The 20,313-nt window shown below is 73.2% G+C and carries 18 protein-coding genes and 1 pseudogene; 15 read left to right on the forward strand and 4 right to left on the reverse strand.

Going from position 1 to position 20,313, the window contains the following annotated elements:
* Positions 1-19 precede the first annotated feature (19 nt).
* Together MRQ36_RS23650 and MRQ36_RS23655 are read left to right on the forward strand one after the other, a co-directional pair.
* A complete protein-coding gene (locus tag MRQ36_RS23650; protein ID WP_242798811.1) occupies positions 20-1,462 on the forward strand; it encodes an aldehyde dehydrogenase family protein in 1,443 nt (480 codons plus the stop codon).
* 8 nt (positions 1,463-1,470) lie between these two features.
* Entirely contained in the window at positions 1,471-2,535 is a 1,065-nt protein-coding gene (locus MRQ36_RS23655) for a zinc-binding dehydrogenase (RefSeq protein WP_374250646.1), read from the forward strand.
* Here the strand turns inward: MRQ36_RS23655 and MRQ36_RS23660 are convergent.
* Positions 2,519-3,466 (reverse strand): TetR/AcrR family transcriptional regulator C-terminal domain-containing protein, encoded by a 948-nt coding sequence (locus MRQ36_RS23660; protein WP_242798815.1) that lies wholly within the window; start codon positions 3,464-3,466, stop codon positions 2,519-2,521. The genes MRQ36_RS23655 and MRQ36_RS23660 overlap by 17 nt on opposite strands.
* Positions 3,467-3,646: 180 nt before the next feature.
* Here MRQ36_RS23660 and MRQ36_RS23665 point away from each other — a divergent pair, with 180 nt between their 5' ends.
* From MRQ36_RS23665 to MRQ36_RS23715, 11 genes are all read left to right on the forward strand, one after another.
* A complete protein-coding gene (locus MRQ36_RS23665; RefSeq protein WP_242798816.1) occupies positions 3,647-4,846 on the forward strand; it encodes an FAD-dependent monooxygenase in 1,200 nt (399 codons plus the stop codon).
* Between the two features lie 240 nt (positions 4,847-5,086).
* A complete protein-coding gene (locus MRQ36_RS23670) occupies positions 5,087-5,848 on the forward strand; it encodes an ABC transporter ATP-binding protein (RefSeq protein ID WP_242798817.1) in 762 nt (253 codons plus the stop codon).
* A complete protein-coding gene (locus MRQ36_RS23675; protein ID WP_242798818.1) occupies positions 5,835-6,527 on the forward strand; it encodes an ABC transporter ATP-binding protein in 693 nt (230 codons plus the stop codon). Before MRQ36_RS23670 ends, MRQ36_RS23675 begins: the two co-directional genes overlap by 14 nt.
* A gap of 39 nt (positions 6,528-6,566) precedes the next feature.
* Positions 6,567-7,823 carry an ABC transporter substrate-binding protein gene (locus MRQ36_RS23680; RefSeq protein ID WP_242798819.1) on the forward strand — a complete coding sequence of 419 codons (1,257 nt, stop codon included), beginning with the start codon at positions 6,567-6,569 and terminating at the stop codon, positions 7,821-7,823.
* On the forward strand, positions 7,820-8,701 hold the full coding sequence (locus MRQ36_RS23685) for a branched-chain amino acid ABC transporter permease (RefSeq protein ID WP_242798820.1): 882 nt from the start codon (positions 7,820-7,822) through the stop codon (positions 8,699-8,701). The genes MRQ36_RS23680 and MRQ36_RS23685 overlap by 4 nt, the downstream gene beginning before the upstream one ends.
* Positions 8,698-9,708, forward strand: a complete 1,011-nt coding sequence (locus MRQ36_RS23690; RefSeq protein ID WP_242798821.1) for a branched-chain amino acid ABC transporter permease — start codon at positions 8,698-8,700, stop codon at positions 9,706-9,708. The genes MRQ36_RS23685 and MRQ36_RS23690 overlap by 4 nt, the downstream gene beginning before the upstream one ends.
* A 76-nt stretch (positions 9,709-9,784) precedes the next feature.
* Positions 9,785-10,432, forward strand: coding sequence for a transcriptional regulator (locus MRQ36_RS23695; RefSeq protein WP_242798822.1), 648 nt, complete (start codon positions 9,785-9,787; stop codon positions 10,430-10,432).
* 136 nt (positions 10,433-10,568) lie between these two features.
* Positions 10,569-12,137: an MFS transporter gene (locus MRQ36_RS23700; RefSeq protein ID WP_242798824.1), complete on the forward strand. Its 1,569-nt coding sequence runs from the start codon at positions 10,569-10,571 to the stop codon at positions 12,135-12,137.
* A gap of 11 nt (positions 12,138-12,148) precedes the next feature.
* The gene (locus MRQ36_RS23705) at positions 12,149-12,757 is read left to right on the forward strand and encodes a TetR/AcrR family transcriptional regulator (RefSeq protein WP_242798826.1); all 609 of its coding nucleotides are present in this window, start codon (positions 12,149-12,151) and stop codon (positions 12,755-12,757) included.
* Between the two features lie 102 nt (positions 12,758-12,859).
* Positions 12,860-14,170: a glycosyltransferase 87 family protein gene (locus MRQ36_RS23710; RefSeq protein WP_242798828.1), complete on the forward strand. Its 1,311-nt coding sequence runs from the start codon at positions 12,860-12,862 to the stop codon at positions 14,168-14,170.
* Positions 14,171-14,228: 58 nt separating this feature from the next.
* On the forward strand, positions 14,229-15,392 hold the full coding sequence (locus tag MRQ36_RS23715) for an acyltransferase (protein ID WP_242798830.1): 1,164 nt from the start codon (positions 14,229-14,231) through the stop codon (positions 15,390-15,392).
* A gap of 217 nt (positions 15,393-15,609) precedes the next feature.
* Here MRQ36_RS23715 and MRQ36_RS23720 read toward each other — a convergent pair whose 3' ends face one another.
* From MRQ36_RS23720 to MRQ36_RS23730, 3 genes and pseudogenes are all read right to left on the reverse strand, one after another.
* On the reverse strand, positions 15,610-15,969 hold the full coding sequence (locus MRQ36_RS23720) for a hypothetical protein (protein ID WP_242798832.1): 360 nt from the start codon (positions 15,967-15,969) through the stop codon (positions 15,610-15,612).
* A gap of 262 nt (positions 15,970-16,231) precedes the next feature.
* Positions 16,232-18,150, reverse strand: a pseudogene (locus tag MRQ36_RS23725) (helix-turn-helix domain-containing protein).
* A gap of 14 nt (positions 18,151-18,164) precedes the next feature.
* Entirely contained in the window at positions 18,165-18,947 is a 783-nt protein-coding gene (locus MRQ36_RS23730; protein ID WP_242798834.1) for a 3-hydroxybutyrate dehydrogenase, read from the reverse strand.
* A gap of 182 nt (positions 18,948-19,129) precedes the next feature.
* On the opposite strand from MRQ36_RS23730, the gene ruvC reads away from it, so the two are divergent.
* Positions 19,130-19,660: a crossover junction endodeoxyribonuclease RuvC gene (gene ruvC, locus MRQ36_RS23735; protein ID WP_242798836.1), complete on the forward strand. Its 531-nt coding sequence runs from the start codon at positions 19,130-19,132 to the stop codon at positions 19,658-19,660.
* The gene (gene ruvA, locus MRQ36_RS23740) at positions 19,657-20,259 is read left to right on the forward strand and encodes a Holliday junction branch migration protein RuvA (RefSeq protein WP_242798838.1); all 603 of its coding nucleotides are present in this window, start codon (positions 19,657-19,659) and stop codon (positions 20,257-20,259) included. Before ruvC ends, ruvA begins: the two co-directional genes overlap by 4 nt.
* The last annotated feature ends 54 nt before the right edge of the window (positions 20,260-20,313 follow it).

The raw sequence follows: 20,313 nt of genomic DNA on the forward strand, positions 1-20,313 counted from the left end.
GGCCTCCCCGAAGGACGACATGGATCTCGCCGCCGCGCCCCCCGCCCTCCTTCACCGCCGCCATCTGCACGTCGCAGGTGACTGGGTCGACCCCGCCGAGGGGGAGACCGTCCCGGTCGAGAACCCGGCGACCGGTGACATCATCGGGCAGGTCCCGGCCGGCACCCCGGCCGACGTCGACCGGGCCGTGGCCGCCGCCCGGGCCGCCTTCCCCGACTGGGCCGCCACCGATCCGGCCGAGCGCGCCGCCCACCTCGGCCGGCTGCACACCGCTCTCGCCCTGCGGGCCCGCGAGATCACCCGCACCATCGCCCTGGAGCTGGGCGCCCCGCTCAAGCTCGCCGGCCGGGTGCAGACCGGCCTGCCGCTGACCGTGCTCCGCTCGATGGTGGAGCTGGCCGCCGACCCGCCGGCCGAGGAGACGATCGGCAACTCCCTGGTGGTCCGCGAACCGGTCGGCGTGGTCGGCGCGATCACCCCGTGGAACTACCCGCTGCACCAGGTGGTGGCCAAGGTGGCCCCCGCCCTCGCGGCCGGCTGCACCGTGGTGCTCAAACCCAGCGAGCTGACCCCGCTCACGGCGTACCTGCTCTTCGACGCGATCACCGAGGCCGGGCTGCCGGCCGGCGTGGTCAACCTGGTCCCCGGGACCGGGCCGGTGGTCGGCGAGGCGCTCGCCGGCCACCCGGACGTCGACCTCGTCTCGTTCACCGGCTCCACCGCCACCGGCCGCCGGATCGCCCACCTCGCCGCCGACCGGATCGCCCGGGTCGCCCTCGAACTCGGCGGCAAGTCGGCCAACCTGATCCTCGCCGACGCCGACCTGGCCACCGCGGTCAAGGCCGGCGTGGGCAACGCCCTGCTCAACTCCGGGCAGACCTGCACCGCCTGGACCCGGATGCTGGTGCACCGGGACCGCTACGCCGAGGCGCTCGACCTGATCGCCGCGGCCGTCGCGGCGTACCGGTTGGGGGACCCGTTCGACCCGGACACCCGGCTGGGCCCGCTGGTCTCCGCCGCCCAGGCCGAGCGGGTGCGCGGGCACGTCGACCGGGCCCTGGCCGACGGGGCGCGGCTGGTCGCCGGTGGTCCCGGCGCGCCGCTGCCACCACGTGGCCACTTCGTCGCGCCGACCGTCCTGGCCGACGTGCACCCGGACAGCGCCCTCGCCCAGGAGGAGGTCTTCGGTCCGGTGCTCGCCGTCATCCCGTTCGCCGACACCGACGAGGCGGTCGCCATCGCCAACAACTCCCGCTACGGCCTGGCCGGCGCGGTCTGGTCCGCCGACGAGGAACGGGCCCTCGCCGTCGCCCGCCGGCTGCGGACCGGCCAGGTGGACGTCAACGGCGGCGCGTTCAACCCGCTCGCCCCGTTCGGCGGCTACCGGCAGTCCGGCCTCGGCCGGGAGCTGGGCCGGTACGGGGTCGAGGAGTTCACCGAGGTCAAGGCGATCCAGCGATGAGGGCGCTGGTGTCCAGGGGGCCCGGCCAGCCGCTGGCCGTCGAGGAGATCCGGCTGCCCGCGCCCGGGCCCGGCGAGTTGCGGGTGCGGATCCGCGCCGCCGGCATCTGCCACTCCGATCTGTCCATGGTGGACGGCACGCTGGCCGCCGCGTACCCGCTGGTGCTCGGGCACGAGGCCACCGGGGTGGTCGTCGAGACCGGCCCCGGTGCCGGGCCGGCCGTCGGCACGCCCGTGGTGCTCAACTGGGCGCCCGCCTGCCGGGCCTGCTGGTTCTGCCGGCACGACGAGCCGTGGCTCTGCGCCGCCAACACCGCGCCCGCCGTGGCCCGGGGCGAGACCGCCGACGGCACCCCGCTGCACGTCACCCTCGGCCTCGGCGCGCTCGCCGAGGAGGTGGTGATCCCGGCGCACGCCGCCGTGGCCGTACCCGCCGGGCTGCCGCCCGAGCAGGCGGCGCTGCTCGGCTGCGCGGTGCTCACCGGCACCGGCGCGGTCCGCAACACCGCGCGGGTGGCCGCCGGCGAGTCGGTCGCGGTGATCGGCCTCGGCGGGGTCGGGCTCGCCGTGCTCGGCGCCGCCCGGGCCGCCGGTGCGACGCCGATCCTCGCGGTCGACGTCGCCGAGGCGAAGCGCGAGCCGGCCCTGGCGGCCGGCGCGACCGAGTTCCTCCGCTCGGACCACCGACTCGCCAAGGAAATACGGGCCCGCACCGAGGGACGGGGCGTCGACCACGCCTTCGAGTGCGTCGGCCGGTCCGCCACCATCCGCGCCGCCTGGCGGGCCACCCGGCGCGGGGGAGCGGTCACCGTGGTCGGCATGGGCGGCAAGGAGGACCTGGTCAGCCTCTCCGCGCTGGACATCTTCCACTCCGCGCGCACGTTGCGCTCCTCGGTGTACGGCTCGGCCGATCCGGATCGGGAGGTGCCCGAGCTGGCCCGGTCGCTCGGCGCCGGCAGCCTGGACCTGCGTCCGCTGGTCAGCGGCACGATCCCGCTGGACGAGGCGCCCGCCGCGGTGGACCGGCTGGCCCGGGGCGAGGGCGCCCGCTGGGTGGTCACCTTCCCGGAGTGACCCCCGGGACCGGACCGGTCGCCGCCGGCCCGACCAGCGCGGCGCACCCGTCGAGGAACCGGTGCAGGCCGAACTCGAAGACGCTGTCCAGGTCGAGGTCCACGTCGCCCTCGGCGGTCAGCGCCGCCATGGTGGTGTAGCCCCCGGCGACGATCACCCGTCGGAAGGTGTCCTCCTGGCGGTCCACCCACTGGTCGTCGGTGAGGCCGGTGTCCTGCTCGGCCTGCGCCCGCATCTCCAGGTTCGTGGCGATCCCCCGCACGTACGCCACCAGGGTGATCGCGATGTGCCAGCGCAGCTGCCGGTCCAGGCCCAGGCCGTCGGTGGCGCGCAACGCCCACTCGGTGTGCGCCATGCCGTGCGGCATCAGCTGCGGGCGGGGGATCGAGATGACGTGCGGCAGCCAGCGGTGCCGCCGGTAGGCTGCCCAGTGCGCCCGGGCGAGCAGCTCCAGGCGGGCCCGCCAGCCCGTCGGCTGCCGGGCCGGCAGCGGCGCGTCGCCGAGCACCGTGTCGGCCATCGCCAGGACCAGCTCGTCGCGTCCGCGTACGTGCCGGTAGAGCGACATGGTGGCGACGCCCAGCTCGGCGGCGAGCTGCCGCATGGAGACGGCGGCCAGACCACCGGCGTCGGCGAGGGCGATGGCGGTCCGCACCACCCGGTCCCGGGTCAGCTCCGGCTCGGACCGTCCCGTCCGGGTCGCCGGGCCGGGCCCGGGGGCGACGACGGTGCCCGCACCGGGCCGGGTCAGCACCAGCCCCTCGTCGCGCAGCAGGGCGAGCACCTTGGTGGCGGTGGCGATGGCCACCCCGTGCTCGCGGGTGATCCGCCTGGCCGACGGGACCGGGTCGCCGGCGCGCAGCTCGCCGAGCGCGATCCGGCGGCGGATCTCCGCGGCGATCCGACGGTACGGCGGCTCGGCGGGGGACATGGGCGACACCTCCGCCGCGAAGCGTACTAGTACGAGTGGCCGCCGGGGGTGCCGCGACCGGGAGCGTACTAGGTCGTCCCGAGCGACGACTGCTGCGCGGGGCCTAGCGTCCACCGCAGCAGGGCACCGTCCCGGCGACCCGCCGGCTGACGGTGTACGCACAACCGTGAGGAGCGTCCGGTGGACGACAGGACCGTGCTCATCTCCGGCGCCGGCATCGCCGGCCCGGCCCTCGCCTTCTGGCTGCGCCGGCACGGCTTCCGCCCGACCGTGGTGGAGCGCGCGCCCGGCCTGCGCCCCGGCGGGCAGGCGGTCGACGTGCGCGGCACCGCCCGTACGGTGCTCGACCGGATGGGGCTGACCGCCCGGGTCCGCGCCGAGTGCGTGGCCGAGCGGGGGATGGCCTACGTGGACGCCCGGGGCGCGGTGACCTGCCGGATGCCGGTGCACGCCTTCGCCGGTGAGGGCATCGTCGCGGACCTCGAGATCGAGCGCGGTGACCTGGCCCGGCTGCTGTACGAGGAGACCCACGCCGAGGTGGAGTACGTCTTCGACGACTCGATCGAGGCGCTGACCGACACCGGTGACGGGGTGCGGGTCACCTTCGCGCGTTCCGCCCCGCGCACCGTGGACCTGGTGGTGGGGGCCGACGGGATGCACTCGCGGACCCGGGAGCTGGCGTTCGGGCCCGAGGCGGGGTACGTCCGGCCGCTCGGCGCGTACCTGGCCTACTTCGGCACCCCGTACCCGGACACCGACGGCTGGTTCCTGATGCACAACGCGCCCGGCGGTCGGGTGGTCGGCACCCGCCCCACCCGGCACGGCCGGACCAGCGCGCTGTTCAGTTTCACCTCCCCGCCGCTGGCGATCGACCGGCGGGACGTGGCCGGCCAGCAGCGCCTGCTCGCCGAGCGCTTCGCCGACGTGGGCTGGCGGACCCGGGAACTGCTCGCCGTGCTGGCCGACGCCCCCGACTTCTACTTCGACGCCTACGGGCAGGTGCGCGCGCAGCGGTGGAGCGCCGGCCGGGTGGCGCTGCTCGGCGACGCCGCCTGGTGCCCGTCCCCGCTGACCGGCCAGGGCACCAGCCTCTCCCTGGTCGGCGCGTACGTCCTCGCGGGCGAGCTGGCCGCCGCCGGTGGCGACCACATCCGGGCCTTTCCGCGCTACGAGGCGGCGCTGCGGGCGCACGTCGCCAAGGGTCAGCAGCTGCCCGGGGGCGGGATCTCCGGGTTCCTGCCGGCCAGCCGTACCGCGATCCGGCTGCGGGACGCGTCGATGCGGGCGATGACCTGCCGCCCGCTGCGGCGGCTCACCACCCGGCTCTTCTTCAGCCAGGCCGACGGCCTCGCCCTGCCGGAGTACGCCGCCACCCGCTGACGCCCGGTGGGGTCCCCACATGTCGCCGCCTATCGGCGGTCACCGATCCCTTCCGATGCCCGTCGACGGGGGTCGGTGGGCCCGCCGCTATGGAGGGTGGGCCCGCCCGACCCGGGGCGAATGTGTGGGACATCGACATGGCTCGACCCGGACGGTGCCCCGTAGGTTTCCCCCACGCGACGACCCTGTGACCGCCGTCACCGACCCGGTCGCCGCGTGCGGACTGCGGAGGATGTGGCGATGGCCGGGCAAGTGCTCCTGTCGGCCCGTGGGCTGACCCGCGACTTCCGGGGCTTCCGGGCGGTCGACGGCGTCGACCTGGACGTGGCACCGGACACCGTGCACGCCCTCGTCGGCCCGAACGGCGCCGGCAAGACCACCCTGTTCAACCTGCTCACCGGCTTCCTGCCGCCCACCGCCGGGCGGATCGAGCTGGCCGGCCGGGACGTCACCGGGCTGCCCCCGGAGCGGGTCGCCCGGCTCGGGGTGGCCCGCTCGTTCCAGATCACCAGCCTCTTCCCGCAGCTGGGTGCCCGCGAGCACGTCGAACTGGCGTTGCAGTCGCCCAGCGGGCTGGGCTGGCGGTTCTGGCGCTCGGCGAAGCTGATGCGCCGCTACCGCGAACGCGCCGACGAACTGCTCGCCATGGTCGGCCTCGCCGAACTGGCCGAGGCGCCCGCCGAGGCGCTGGCGTACGGGCGCAAGCGGGCGCTGGAGCTGGCGATCGCCCTCGCCCTGGACCCGAAGGTGCTGCTGCTCGACGAGCCCACCGCCGGGATGGGGCTGGAGGACGTCGACCGCACCGTCGACCTGATCTCGACCGTCCGGCGGGGCCGCACGGTGGTGATGGTCGAGCACAACATGAGCGTCGTCGGCCGGCTCGCCGACACCGTCACCGTGCTCCAGGCCGGCAAGGTCCTGGTCGAGGGGGCGTACGAGCAGGTCCGGGCCGACGAGCGGGTCATCACCGCCTACCTGGGAGCCGCGGATGCTGCGCATTGACAACCTCTCCGCCGCCTACGGTGAGGCGCAGGTGCTGCGGGAGGTGAGCCTGGAGGTGGCCGCCGGTGAGGTGGTCACCCTGGTCGGCCGCAACGGCGCCGGCAAGTCCACCCTGCTGCGCTGCGTGATGGGGCTGCACCCCGGGCAGCGGGGCACGATCAGCCTCGACGGGCGCGACCTGACCAGGCTGCCGGCGTACAAGCGGGCGCGGCTCGGGCTCGGCTGGGTGCCCGACGACCGGGGCGCGTACGCCACCCTCACCGTCACCGAGAACCTGACCCTGCCGCCCCGGGTCGGCCCCGACCCGTGGTCGCTGGAGCGGGTCTACGAGGCGTTCCCCGCGCTGTGGACCCGGCGGGACTCGGCGGCCACCATGCTCTCCGGCGGCGAGCAGCAGATGCTCGCCCTGGCTCGGGTGCTGCGGATGGGCGCCCGGCTGCTGCTCTGCGACGAGCCCACCGAAGGGCTCTCCCCACTGCTCGTGCAGCAGGTCGCCGACCTGCTGCGGGAGGCCAAGCGGCACGGGGTGACCGTGCTGCTGGTCGAGCAGAACCTGCACTTCGCCACCGGCGTCGCCGACCGGCACTACCTGCTGGCCGAGGGACGGATCGCGGAGGCGATGGAGAACTCCGAGGTGCGCTCGCGGGAGCGCGAGCTGTTGGCGTACCTCGGCATCTGACCGACGGCTGACCCGCGCGGACCGCGCGGTACGAAAGGGATGGACATGCGTAGGAGCGTGGGTGTGGCCGCCGCCTCGGCGGCGGTGGTGCTGGTCGCCGGCTGCGGCGGGGGTGGTCCGGCCTCCGGCGGCGACCAGAAGCTGACCGGCGACAAGATCGTGCTCGGCGTGCTGAACGACCAGTCCGGGGCCTACTCGGAGCTGTCCGGCAAGAACTCGGTCAAGGCCGTGGAGCTGGCCATCGCCGACTTCAAGGCCAAGTACGGCGACAAGGCCGTCACGAAGAACATCAGCGTGGAGACCGCCGACCACCAGAACAAGCCGGACATCGCCAACAGCAAGGCCGCCGAGATGTACGACCGCAAGGGCGTCGACATCATCCTGGACGTGCCCACCTCGTCGGCCGCCCTGAAGGTCGCCGACGTGGCGAAGGAGAAGAAGAAGCTCTATTTCAACATCGGTGCGGCGACCACCGACCTGACCGGCAAGAGCTGCAACAAGTACACGTTCCACTACGCGTACGACACGTACATGCTGGCCAACGGCACCGGGAGGACCACTACCGAGCAGGTCGGCAAGAACTGGTACATCCTCTACCCGAACTACGCCTTCGGCCAGGACATGGAGAAGAACTTCTCCGCCGCCATCGCGCAGGCCGGCGGAAAGGTGGTCGGCAAGGACGGCGCACCCTTCCCGAACACCAGCGGCGACTACTCGTCGTTCCTGCTCAAGGCGGCCGGGATGAACCCGAAGCCGCAGGTGCTGGGGACCATGCAGGCCGGCGCGGAGCTGGTGAACGTGGTCAAGCAGTACAACGAGTTCAAGCTCCGGGAGAAGGGCATCGGGCTGGCCGTGGGCCTGATGTTCATCTCGGACATCCACTCGCTCACCCCGGCGGCGCTCGCCGGCACCACCTACACCGACGCCTGGTACTGGAACTTCGACCAGCAGAACCGCCAGTGGGCGGACCGGTTCCAGTCCGAGACCGGCACCCGGCCGTCGTTCGCGCACGCGGCCAACTACTCCGCCGCCATGCAGTACCTGGAGGCCGTGCAGGCCGCCGGCACCGACGACGCGGACGCGGTGGTGAAGAAGCTGGAGGGCAAGGAGGTCAACGACCTCTTCCTGCGGAACGGCAAGATCCGCGCGGAGGACCACCGGGTGATCCACGACGCGTACCTGGCCCAGGTGAAGCCGCAGGCCGAGGTGACCGAGCCCTGGGACTACGTGAAGATCCTCAAGACCATCCCCGCCGCGGAGGCGTTCCGCGCCCCCTCGCCGGACTGCAAGCTGTGAGTACGTTTCTGCAGAACACGTTCAACGGGTTGGTGAGCGGGGCGTTCTACGCCCTGCTCGCCCTCGGGCTGGCGGTCATCTTCGGCATGCTGCGGGTGGTGAACTTCGCCCACGGCGCGTTCTACATGCTCGGCGCGTTCGGGGCGTACGTGCTGCTCACCGAGGCGGGCGTGCCGTTCTGGGTGGCGCTGGTGGTGATGCCGGTCGGCCTGGCGGTGCTGGGCATGGCGCTGGAACGGGCCGTCATCCACCGACTCACCCGGCTCGACCCGCTCTACAACTTCCTGCTCACCTTCGGACTCACGCTGATCCTCCAGGACCTGGTGAAGTCCCGCTACGGCAGCCAGTCCAGCCCGTACGCGACGCCGTCCGCGCTGCGCGGCTCGGTCGACTTCGGGCTCTTCGACTTCCCGACGTACCGGGTCTTCATCCTCGGCTTCACCGTGCTGCTCTGCGTTGCGGTGTGGTGGGTGCTGGGCCGGACCCGGATCGGCATGGTGGTCCGGGCCGCCACCGAGCGGCCGGAGCTGACCCGTGCGCTCGGCATCGACGTGGGTCGGTGGGTCACCCCGGTCTTCGGCTTCGGCATCGGCCTGGCCGGGCTGGCCGGCGTGCTCGCCGCGCCGATGCGGGCGGTGCACCCGCTGATGGGCGCCGACCTGATCATCGTGGTCTTCGCGGTGGTGGTGATCGGCGGGCTCGGCTCGATCTTCGGCTCGGTCGCGGCCGGCTTCGGCATCGGCCTGGTCCAGGCGTGGGGCGAGGCATACCTGTCGGACTTCCCGATCGTCTCCCAGACGATCGTCTTCGTGGTGATGGCCGTCGTGCTGCTCTGGCGCCCGGCCGGCCTGTTCGGCCGTGAGGAGGCCCCGGCATGACCAGTGCCGTCGACAGCCCCGCCGAGGCGAAGGCCACCGGGTCGGGGCTGCTCACCGTGGCGCGGGCCCCCGGCTGGGTCCGGTACGCCCTGCTCGCCGTCGGTCTGGTGGTGGCGCTCTGGCTGCCCAACGGCCTCTATCCGGCGGTCGCGGTGGACATCCTCTGCTGGGCGCTCTTCGCCGTCTCGGTGGACCTGCTGCTCGGCTTCACCGGGCTGATGTCCTTCGGGCACGCCGCCTTCTGGGGCACCTCGGCGTACCTGACGGGTCTCGTCGCGATCCACGCCGGCCTGCCCTTCCCGGTGGCCGTGCTGGCCGGTGCGCTCGGCGCGGCGCTGCTGGCGCTGCCGATCGGCTACCTGGCGGTGAGGCGGACCGGCATCTACTTCGCGATGGTCACCCTGGCCTTCGCCCAGCTGGTCTACTACGTCGCCAACGAGTGGCGGTCGGTCACCCGGGGCGAGAACGGCCTGCAGGGCGTGCCCCGGGAGTTCTTCGGCGTGGACCTCACCGACGACTACTACTTCTACTACGCGATCCTGCCGATCGTGCTGCTCGGGCTGGCCGCCGCCTGGCGGATCGTGCACTCGCCGTTCGGTCGGGTGCTGGTCGGCATCCGCGACAACCCGGCCCGCGCCCGGGCGCTCGGCTATCCGGTGCACCGCTACAAGCTGACCGCGTTCGTGCTCTCCGGGTTCATCGCCGGGCTCGGCGGCGGGCTCTTCGCCGTCGGTCACCGCTTCGTATCGCTCGACGTGCTGCACTGGACCACCTCCGGCAAGGCGGTCATCGTCGTGGTGCTCGGCGGGATCGGCACCCTGTGGGGCGGGGTGCTCGGCGCGGCGCTGGTGGTGCGGTTGGAGGACTGGCTGTCGTTCTCCGGGTTCGAGGCGATCGGCCTGGTCACCGGCGGCATCTTCGTCCTGGTCGTGCTGCTGTTCCGCCGCGGTCTCTGGGGCACGGTGGCCGGCCTCGCGCTGCGCCGGGGGGCCGCCCGCCGCAGATGACCCGGCCGGCGGCGCATCCGGACGGCGCCGTCCCGACGAATCCCCTGGTAGGGATCGCCTACCAGGGGGTTACGTCGTGTCGTCAGATCCGATCCGGGCCGGGGCCGTGGAGTCGGCCCGCAAGCAGCTCGCCACCGCCGCCGAGGACCTGGACGGCAACCGGGTCGCCGGCCAGGTCGTGGAGTCCGCCCGGGACCTGGGCGTGGTGCCGGTCTGGGAGCAGGTCTGCGTCCCGCTGCTGGCCACGCTGCGCGGCCACACCGCCGCTGAGATCGCCGTCGAGCACGCCCTGGCCGAGGGGGTCCGGGTCGGCCTGGACGTGCTGCACCGTGAGCCCGGCCGACAGTTGCCGACCGGCGGGGTGCTGATCGCGGGTGCCGAGCAGGAGCACCACTGCCTGGGCCTGCACGCGCTCGCCGCCGCGCTGCGCGAGCAGGGTCGCGGTTGCCTGCACCTCGGACCGGCGCTGCCCTGGGCGGCCCTGGCCAGCGCGGTGGTGCGGACCAGGCCGCACACGGTGGTGGTCTGGTCGCAGACCCCGGTCACCGCCCGCGCACACCGCCTGGTCCGTCTCGGCCGGGACTTCCCCGGGGTACGCGTGCACGGCGCCGGCCCCGGCTGGATCGAACCGGCCGCGCCGCCCTCGATCCGCCTGACCTCCCTCTCCGCCGCCCTCGCCGCCTGTCTCACCCCGCCCGGAGCGGCGTCCCGACCCACCCGGTGAGGCGCGGTGGCGTGACCTCGACCACAAACGATACGGATCGGTTCCGTATCGAAACCCTCTCACCTAGGCTCAGGCCCGTTACGAGTCTGCCCCGTTTCGTATCTGCGACACGGGTGAGCCGGGGGGAGCACCGGACATGGAACCGCACGAGAACACCGGACATCCGAGGAGGTGGGCGATCCTCGGGGTGCTGGTGATCAGCCTCCTCGTCGTCGTCCTCGACAACACCATCCTCAACGTGGCGCTGCGTACGCTCGCCGACCCGGTGCACGGCCTCGGGGCCAGCCAGGGGGAGCTGGAATGGGCGATCAACTCCTACACCCTGGTCTTCGCCGGGCTGCTGTTCACCTTCGGCGTGCTCGGTGACCGGGTCGGCCGCAAGCGCTTCCTGGTGATCGGCCTGGTCCTCTTCGGCCTGGCGTCGCTGCTGTCGGCGTACGCGCAGAGCCCCGCGCAGCTGGTCGGTGCCCGCGCCCTGATGGGCATCGGTGGCGCGGCCATCATGCCGGTCACCCTGTCGATCATCTCCAACGTCTTCGACCCGCGCGAGCGCGGCCGGGCGATCGGCGTCTGGGCCGGGGCGGTGGGGCTCGCCGTCGCGATCGGTCCGATCCTCGGTGGCGCCCTGCTGGAGCACTACTGGTGGGGTTCGGTCTTCCTGATCAACGTGCCGGTGGTCGTGGCCGGCGTGGTGCTGGTCGCCCTGCTGGTGCCGGAGTCCCGCGACCCGCAGCCGGGCCGGGTGGACCTGCTCGGCGTGCTGCTGTCGGTGGTCGGCCTGGTGGCGCTCACCTACGGCATCATCGACGGCGGTGAGCACGGCTTCGACCGGCCCGTCGTCTGGGCCGCGATCCTCGGCGGCCTCGCGGTGCTCGGCTGGTTCGTCGTGCACGAGCTGCGCAGCGACCACCCGTCGCTGGACGTCCGGCTGTTCCGGGTGCCCCGGTTCGCCGCGCCGGTGGCGATGGTCGGCCTGATCTTCTTCGCCGCGATGGGGGTGATGTTCTTCAGCTCGTTCTACCTCCAGCTGGTCCGGGGCTACCGCCCGCTGGAGACCGGCCTGCTCTTCCTCCCGTTCGCCGCCGCTCAGCTGATCTTCGCCCCGCGCAGCGCCGCGATGGTCCGCCGGTACGGCGGCCGGGCGGTCTCGGCGGTCGGGCTGGCGCTGACCGTGGTGGCGCTGGGCGCGTTCGCGTTCGTCGACGCGACCACCCCGATCTGGGTGGTGCTGGTCTTCTTCTTCCTCCAGGGCGCCGGCATGGCCAACATCATGCCGCCGGCCACCGAGTCGATCATGTCGGCGCTGCCCCGGGAGAAGGCCGGCGTCGGCTCGGCGGTCAGCAACACCGTCCGCCAGGTGGCCGGTGCGCTCGGGGTCGCGGTGCTCGGCTCGGTGCTCTCCGCGGTCTACCGCAACGACGTCGCCTCGGCGCTCGCCGGCCTGCCCGCCCCGGCCCGGGAGGCCGCCGACGAGTCCCTCTCCGGCGCGTACGCGGCGGCGGCCCGGCTCGGGCCGGCCGGCCCGAAGCTGATCGCGGCGGCCAACGACTCGTTCGTCTCGGCGATGCACTGGGCGGCGGCGCTCTCCGCCGTGGTGGCCGCCCTGGGCATCCTCATCGTGCTGCGCTGGATGCCCGGCCGCCCGGCGGTCCCGTCGACCCCCGCGCGACCGGGCCCCGAGCGGGAGTTGGCCGCAACCGCCTAGGTTGGGCGACAATGTCTGACATGACTTCCACCGCCGATGCTCCGCGGTCGCCCGGGCGACCGCGGAGCGTCCGCGCGGACGAGGCGATCGTCCAGGCCACCCTCGACCTGCTCGCCGAGGGCAGCACCATCGAGGCGCTCTCCATCGAGGCGATCGCCGCCCGGGCCGGGGTCGGCAAGGCCACCATCTACCGGCGCTGGTCCGGCAAGGACGCGCTGCTGCTGGACGCGCTGCGCCGGCTCAAGGGCGTCATGCCGCAGCCGGCCGGTCACTCCGTCCGCGACGACCTGGTCGTGCTGGTCGGCGCCGTGGGGCTCAACCTCGACCCGCGCGCCGCCAAGATCATGCCGTGCCTGGTGCCCGAGGTGAACCGCAGCCCGGACCACTTCCAGCTCTACCAGAACATCATCGAGCCCCGCCGGAAGCTGATGCGCGAGGTGCTCCAGCGCGGCGTGACCAGCGGCGAACTGCGCGCCGACCTCGACATCGAGCTGGTGATGGCGCTGCTCACCGGGCCCATGCTGATCCAGCGGATGCTGCGCTGGCACCCCGAGCTGGACGACCGGGTCCTGCCCGACCGGATCGTCGACGCCGTCCTGGAGGGCATCCGCGCCCGCTGACCGGGCCCGGGCGGAGGCCCGTGGTGGTCGTCCAGCGGTGGGCGGCGTCGCTCACCCCGGTACACCCACGGAGGCGGCAGCCCGACTAGGATCCAGCTCACTATGCTCATCCAGCGCATCCGCCGGATCGCCGCCGACGCGTCGGCCGATCACACCGCGCGTCCCCGAGTCACCCTGCCGAACTGGCTCCTCATCCCCGGCCTGGCCCTGCTGGTCCTCTCGGTCGCGGCATACGTCGCCTTCGTGCGCGACCACCCGTTCCGGGGGACGGACTTCAACATGTACCTCGGGGCCGCCCACGCGTTCCTCGACGGGGAGCCCGTCTACCAGCTCGGCTACACCAGGCTGCAGCTGCCCTACACCTACCCGCCGATCACCCTGCCGTTCCTGGTCCCGCTGACCTGGTTCGACGACCGGACCGCGCTCAACCTGATGAACGCGGTGGGTGTCGTGGCGATGCTCGCGGCGCTCTGGTTCACCACCCGGATCCTCGGGTACGAGGGCACCCGCGGCCGGCTCGGTCTGGTGGCCGCCGCCGGCGCGGTGGTGCTCTGGACCGAGCCGCTGCAGCGCAACCTCGACCTGGGGCAGATCAACATCTTCGTCATGCTGCTCGTCGTGGCGGACCTGGCGCTGCCCGACCGCAGCCGGTTCAAGGGCGTACTCATCGGCGCGGCGACCGCGACCAAGCTGCTGCCCGGCCTCTTCGTGGTCTATCTGCTGCTCACCCGGCGGTTCCGCGCCGCGGTCGTGGCGGCCGGCACCTTCGTCGGGCTCACGCTGCTGGGCGCCGTCATCCAGCCCGGCGGGTCCTACGACTACTGGCTGACCGGGCGGGCGTTCGACTCGCACCGGGTGCTGATGACCTCCGGCCCCCGGTACGGCGGCAACCAGTCCCTGCAGGGCTTCACCGCGCGCCTGCTGCAGACCGACGAGCAGAACACCATCTGGTGGATGGCGTCGGTGGTCGTGGTGCTGGTCGCCGGGCTCGCCCTGGCGACCGCGCTCCAGCGGCACGGCGAGGAGGCCATGGCGCTGGTCGTCGTCGGCTTCACCATGCTGCTCATCTCGCCGGTGAGCTGGTCGCACTACTGGCTCTGGATCGGCCCGATGGCCATCGTGCTCGTCGACGTCGTCCGCCGCTCGGCCGGCGTGGCCCGGGTGGTCGCCGGCGTCGTGGCGGTCGCTGCGATCCTGCCCTTCCTCATGTGGCCGATCACCTACCGGGGCGGGCTCCTCCCGAGGGGCCTGATCTGGTCGGCGGGTCGCCTGCAGGGGCCGGCGCAGCGCTTCGCGGTCGACCCGTACGTGCCGACGGTGCTGGTGCTCTTCGTGCTCGCCGCGCTGTGGCTGTACCGTCGGGCACGGGCGGAACAGCCGGTCGTGCCGGCCGTCGGCACCACCGGTGCCTGATCAAGTCCGATGGCCGACGGCGGCTCGCGACCGCCTCGAAGACCAGGAGAAGACGTCGATGACGCAGGCGATGGACGAGCGCGCGGTCGCCGGGCCGACGACCGAGCCGACGCAGCCGAGCCCCCGTGCCGGCCTGCCCCGGCAGACCGTCGCGGAGCCGGCGACCGCCGAACGGCCGCCGGCCGCGCGGCGGCCGCGGCTGCTGGTCCTGGACGGGCTGCGCCTCGGTGCGGCGCTCATGGTCGTCGCGTACCACCTCGTCGGGGACAAGATCGGCGTGTGGCAACCCTCCGCCGCGAGCTCCTTCGGCCCGGTGCACTCCGCCGCGAAGTACGGCTTCCTCGGCGTGCAGTTGTTCTTCGTCATCAGCGGCTTCGTCATCTGCATGAGCGCCTGGGGCCGCTCGGTCGGTGACTTCTTCGTCTCCCGCGTCGTGCGGCTCTACCCCGCCTACTGGTTCGCCGTCCTGCTCTCCACCGGCGTGCTGGTGGCCGTGCCGAGGGGCCCCGAGCTCACGGTGCGCGACGTGGTGGGCAACCTGACGATGATGCAGGAGTTCCTCGGCATCCGGCACCTCGACATGTCGTACTGGACGCTCACCGTCGAGCTGGTCTTCTACGTCCTCTTCGCCGTGCTGGTGGCGCGTGGCCTGACCTACCGCGGCGTGGTCGCCTTCTGCGCCGTCTGGACGGTCGCCTCCCTGTTCGTGCCAAAGTTCGGCAACGCCGGGCTCACCAGCGTCGTGGGCGCCGCCTACTCCAGCTACTTCATCGCGGGTATCGCGCTCTATCTCATCCACCGGTTCGGCTCGACGCTGCTGCTGTGGTCGATCGTCGGCCTCTCCTGGCTGATCGCGCTCACCCGGCTGCCCAGCCTCGCCCACGCCCGCGACGTCGCCTTCGTGCCGACGGCCGTCATCGTGACGGGCTTCTTCCTGGTGATGGCGGCGGTCGCCCTCAACCACTTCCGCTGGGTGACCTGGGGCTGGGTCGCGACGGCCGGAGCGCTGACGTACCCGCTCTATCTCATCCACCAGACGGTCGGGCTCGCCGTCATCGAGCGGGCCCAGGGCCACCTCTCGCCGTGGCTGCTGATCACCGCTGTGGTGGCGGGACTGCTGCTCGCCGCGTGGCTGATCCACCGGGTCGTCGAGCGGCCCGCCGCCCGCTGGATGAAACGGCAACTCGGCGAGTCGCTGCGCCAGGTGCGGACGGCCCGCTGACCGCTGCCGGCGACGCCCGGCCGGCAATGAGGAATTGACAAATAATGTCCGGGTGCGGGACGAAAAAAAGAATGCGGGAACAGGCCATCCCTGATACCGGGATGGCCTGTTCCCACTTCAGTTGATCAGAGGTTTACCTCGCGGCAGTGTCCGCGGAATTCCGACGGCATGGAAAGGGGACCGCAGGAATGTGTCATCCGACGGACACTTCCCTGCCTCAGAGGGTGTAGGTCCGGCAGGACGGGTTGCCGATGGGCTGCTTCTCGCAGATCGAGAACCCGAGGACGTCGCCGCCGAACGTCTTGTTGCCGCAGCCGGCGGCCGAGCCGTTGCCGTCGCTGACGGTGTTGCCACCCGTGCTGCCCCGGACGGTGAACGTGGCGTACACGCCGTTGCCGTCCTGCTCCATGTCGCAGACCTCGACCCACCGACGGTCAGCGCCCACCCCCGCGTAGTCGCTGCCCTCGTAGCCCCGGAAGTACGAGGCGGCCTGAGCCGGCGTGGAGGCCAGGAGCGCAATTGCCCCAGCCCCGGCAAGCACCGAGGCGACCCGGCCGGCAGTTACCTTGATCTTCATTTGTCTCTCCCCGTCTGCTACGTCCTCGCGACGCAGCGTGGCGATCATAACCATCACTTTCCCGGGAGATCAATCGTCAATTCCTGACCGATGTCCTCAGTGGATACGCGGCGTCGGCTGATGTGCGGCACAAAGTGCCGCTCCGCGCGTCTGACAGCGAGTGGGAGTTGTCGTGCCGGTATTTGCCGTCGACCACCCCCGATGACCGACCGCGGACCGGGGACCGGCCGAGGGATCACGTCCGGTGCGCGGCGGGGGCGGTTCAGCCGGTGGGCGTACGCAACCGGTGCAGGCGCAGCGCGAGCTGCACCTCCAGCGCCCGCTCCGGCTTCTGCCAGTCCGTGCCGAGCAGCTGACCGACCCGCTCCAACCGCTGGGTCACCGTGTTGACGTGCACGTGCAGCAGCTCCGCCGCCCGGGCCAGACTGCCGCCCACCCCGAAGTACGCCTCCAGCGTCCGCACCAGGGCGGTGCCCCGCCGCGCGTCGTAGTCGACCACCGGCCCCACGGTGCCGGTGAGGAATTGCTCCACGTCCCGGTCGCCCGAGTCGCCCACCGCCCCCAGCAGCAGCCCCACGAAGCCCAGCTCGGCGGTGCTCGCCCCCTGCCCGGACCGGCCCAGCGCGCCCAGCGCGGTCAGGCAGCGTTCCGCCTCGGCGAAGGTGGCGGCCAGCGACGCCGGACCACGGGACGGGCCACTCGCCCCGGCGGTCACCGGGCGGCCGGTCACCTGGGACAGGTCGCGGGCCACCGCCCGCGCGCTGCCGCCGGCGTCCTGGCCGGGCAGCATCAGCACCACCCGGCCGTCCGGGCCGCCGCCAGGCCGCCCCGGGTCGAGGCGTACGTGGTGGCCCAGGAGAGCACCCGCTGCCGGGCCGACCCGGTCGCCGCGATCGCGTCGTCGCCCACCGCCACGAGTACACACGGGGCGTCCAGGTCCACGCCGAGCCGGCGGGCCCGGCTGCGCAGCGCGTCGGTGTCCCGCAGCGGCCGGGCGATCAGGTCGTCCAGCAGCTCGCCCCGGACCCGCCCCTCCGCCTCGGCGACGGTCCGGCGGAACAGCAGCAGCAGCGCGGTGACCAGCGCCGCCCGCTCCAGGATCCGCTGGTCGGCGTCGACCAGCTCGCCGTCCGGGCGCAACACCAGGGCGCCCAGGTTCTCCGCCCCGGCGACCACCGCCGCGTACCAGAGCGGACCCCGCGCCACGCTGCGCCCCTCTGTACGCGACGCGGCCACCGCCTCCACCATGTCGGCCCGGTCCGGCTCCTCGATCTGCCCGACCCGGGCCAGCTGGCGCCCCTCGGCGTCCAGCGCCAGCAGCGCCCCGCCCAGCACGTCGGTCACCGCCGACGCGACGTCCTCCACCCCGCCGCCGCGCAGCACCAGCGCGGTCATCCGGTCGTGCGCCGCCGCGGCCCGCTCCACCGAGCTGCTGTGCGCCCGGATGGTGGTGTTCGCCGCGGAGAGCTCGGCCAGCGCCGAGCGGGTCTCGGCCAGCAGCCGGGCGGTGTCGATCGCCACCGCGGCGTGCGCCGCCAGCGACACCAGCAGCGACACCTCCTCGCGGGCGAACGGCCGGGCCGACCGGTTCGCCGCGTACAGCACGCCGATCACGCTGGAGCCGAGCCGCAGCGGTACGCCCAGGATGGCCACCAGGCCCTCCTCGCCGACCCCGCCGTCGATCTCCCCGGTGTGCCGGAACCGCTCGTCCTCCTGATAGTTCGAGGTCACGTACGGGGTGCCGGTCTGGGCGACCAGGCCACCGAGGCCGTCCCCCATCTCCAGCCGCAACCGCTGGAACCGGGCCGAGATCGAACCGTCGGTCACCCGCATGTAGGTGTCGCCGCGCTCCTCGTCGTTGAGCGTCATGTAGGCCACGTCGGTGCCGAGCAGGTTGCGGGCCCGGTGCACGATCGCCCGGAGCACGTCGTCCAGGTCACGTAGCCCGGCCAGGTCGCTGGCCGTGTCGTACAGGCCGGAGAGCTCGATCTCGCGGCGGCGCCGGCGCTCCAGCAGCGCGCGGACCCGCAGCGCCACCACCTTCGCCTGCTCCAGCTCGGCCAGCCGGTCGGCCGGCAGGCCGGCGGCCCGGGCGGCCACCAGCGGCCCTTCGAACTCGACCGCAGCGGCCTCCCGGGCCAGCAGTTCCAGGAACTCCACCGGCGACGACATGAGCGACATTGTGCGCGCGGCCACTAGTTGGCCGTCCAGCCCCCGTCGAGGGCGATCGAGGCGCCGGTGATGAAGGCCGCCGGCGGGGAGCAGAGGTACGCCAGCAGTTCCGCCACCTCCTCCGGCTCGATCAGCCGCTTGATCGCCGCCCGGGCCAGCATGATCTTCTCGACCACCTCGTCCTCGCCGATGCCGTGGGTGGCGGCCTGGTCGGCGATCTGGCTCTCCACCAGCGCCGTCCGCACGTACGCCGGATTGATGCAGTTGGCGGTCACCCCGTGCGCGGCGCCCTCCAGCGCGACCACCTTCGACAGCCCCTCCAGGGCGTGCTTGGCCGCCACGTACGCCGCCTTGTACGGCGAGGCGCGCAGCCCGTGCACCGAGGAGATGTTGACCACGCGCCCCCAGCCCTGCGCGTACATGTGCGGCAGCGCCCGCCGGACCAGCCGGAACGGCGCCTCCACCATCACCCGCTGGATGTACGCGAAACGCTCGGTGGGGAAGTCCTGCACCGGCGCGACGTGCTGGAGCCCGGCGTTGTTGACCACGATGTCCACGTCGGCGTCGAGCCGGTCCACCGCGGCCGGGTCGGCCAGGTCGACGCCCTCCGCCCGACCGCCCGCCTCGGCGGCGACCGCCTTCGCGGCCTCGGTGTTGCGGTCCACCACCAGCACCGCCGCGCCGGCCGCCGCCAGCCGCAGGGCGCACGCCCGGCCGATGCCGCTGCCACCACCGGTCACCAGGGCGCTGCGACCGGAGAGGTCGAGGCGTACGACGTGGGGGACCGCCACGGGTTCTGCCGTCATGGCGCAAGAAGTTACGAGCTGTGTGGCCGGCGGCACATGGGGCGGCGACACATACTCCGGCCCCGGAGTGTGTGGCACACGCGGCGGCCGACGGGGGTCGGCGTGTCCGCCCGGGACGGCGTCGGGGCGGACCAGTAGGGTATCGAACACACGTACTGCTGGCGGCTGGGGGAGGAGGCGGCGTGCGCGTGCTCGGCGTCGACCCGGGGCTGACCCGGTGCGGGGTCGGCGTGGTCGAGGGGGTGCCGGGCCGGCCCTGCACGCTGATCGCCTACTACGTCGTCTACACCGATCCGTCCGACGAGCTGCCGCTGCGCCTGCTGCACCTGGACCGGTCGCTGACCGAGCTGGTCGCCGAGCACCGGCCCGACGCGGTGGCCGTGGAGCGGGTGTTCAGCCAGCACAACGTCCGCACGGTGATGGGCACCGCCCAGGCCAGCGGCATCGCCGTGCTCGCCGGGGCACGCGCCGGGCTGCCCGTGCAGACGTACACGCCGAGTGAGGTGAAGGCGGCGGTGACCGGTTCCGGTCAGGCCGACAAGAAGCAGATGACCACCATGGTGACCCGGCTGCTGCGGCTGGCGGAGCCGCCCAAGCCGGCCGACGCCGCCGACGCCCTGGCCCTGGCCATCTGCCACGTGTGGCGCGGCGGCACCCGGTCCAAGCTGGCCGTGGCCGCCGAGCGGGCCCGACGAGGAGGAGCAGCACGATGATCGCCAGCGTGCGCGGCACGGTGACCGCGACCGGTCCGGACCACGCGGTGGTGGAGGTGGGCGGGATCGGCCTGGCGGTGCAGTGCGCCCCCGGCACCCTCGCCGACCTGCGGGTCGGCCAGCCGGCCCGGCTCGCCACCAGCCTGGTGGTCCGGGAGGACTCGCTCACCCTCTACGGCTTCGCCGACGACGACGCCAAGCAGCTGTTCGAGCTGCTCCAGACCGCCAGCGGGGTCGGCCCCCGGCTGGCCCAGGCGGTGCTCGCCGTGCACACCCCGGACGCGGTCCGCAAGGCCATCGCCAACGCCGACACCGCCGCGCTGACCCGGGTGCCGGGAATCGGCAAGAAGGGCGCCGAACGCCTGGTCCTGGAGCTGCGCGACCGGATCGGCCCGGTGCCGATCGGCCCGGACGGGGCGGCCGGGGTGACCGGTGGCGCCTGGCCGGAGCAGGTCCGCCAGGCCCTGGTCGGGCTCGGCTGGAGCGGCGCCCAGGCCGAGCAGGCCGTGGCCGCCGTCGCGGAGACCGTCGACGGCGAGACCCCGCCCGTGCCGGTCCTGCTCAAGCAGGCCATCCGCCTCCTGGGCCGCACCCGATGACGAGCGCGAGGAGTGAGCCGGGTTTGCGAGCCCCGCAGTCGCGAGTGAAGGTCA

The sequence above is a fragment of the Micromonospora sp. R77 genome (assembly GCF_022747945.1).
Taxonomy (GTDB): domain Bacteria; phylum Actinomycetota; class Actinomycetes; order Mycobacteriales; family Micromonosporaceae; genus Micromonospora.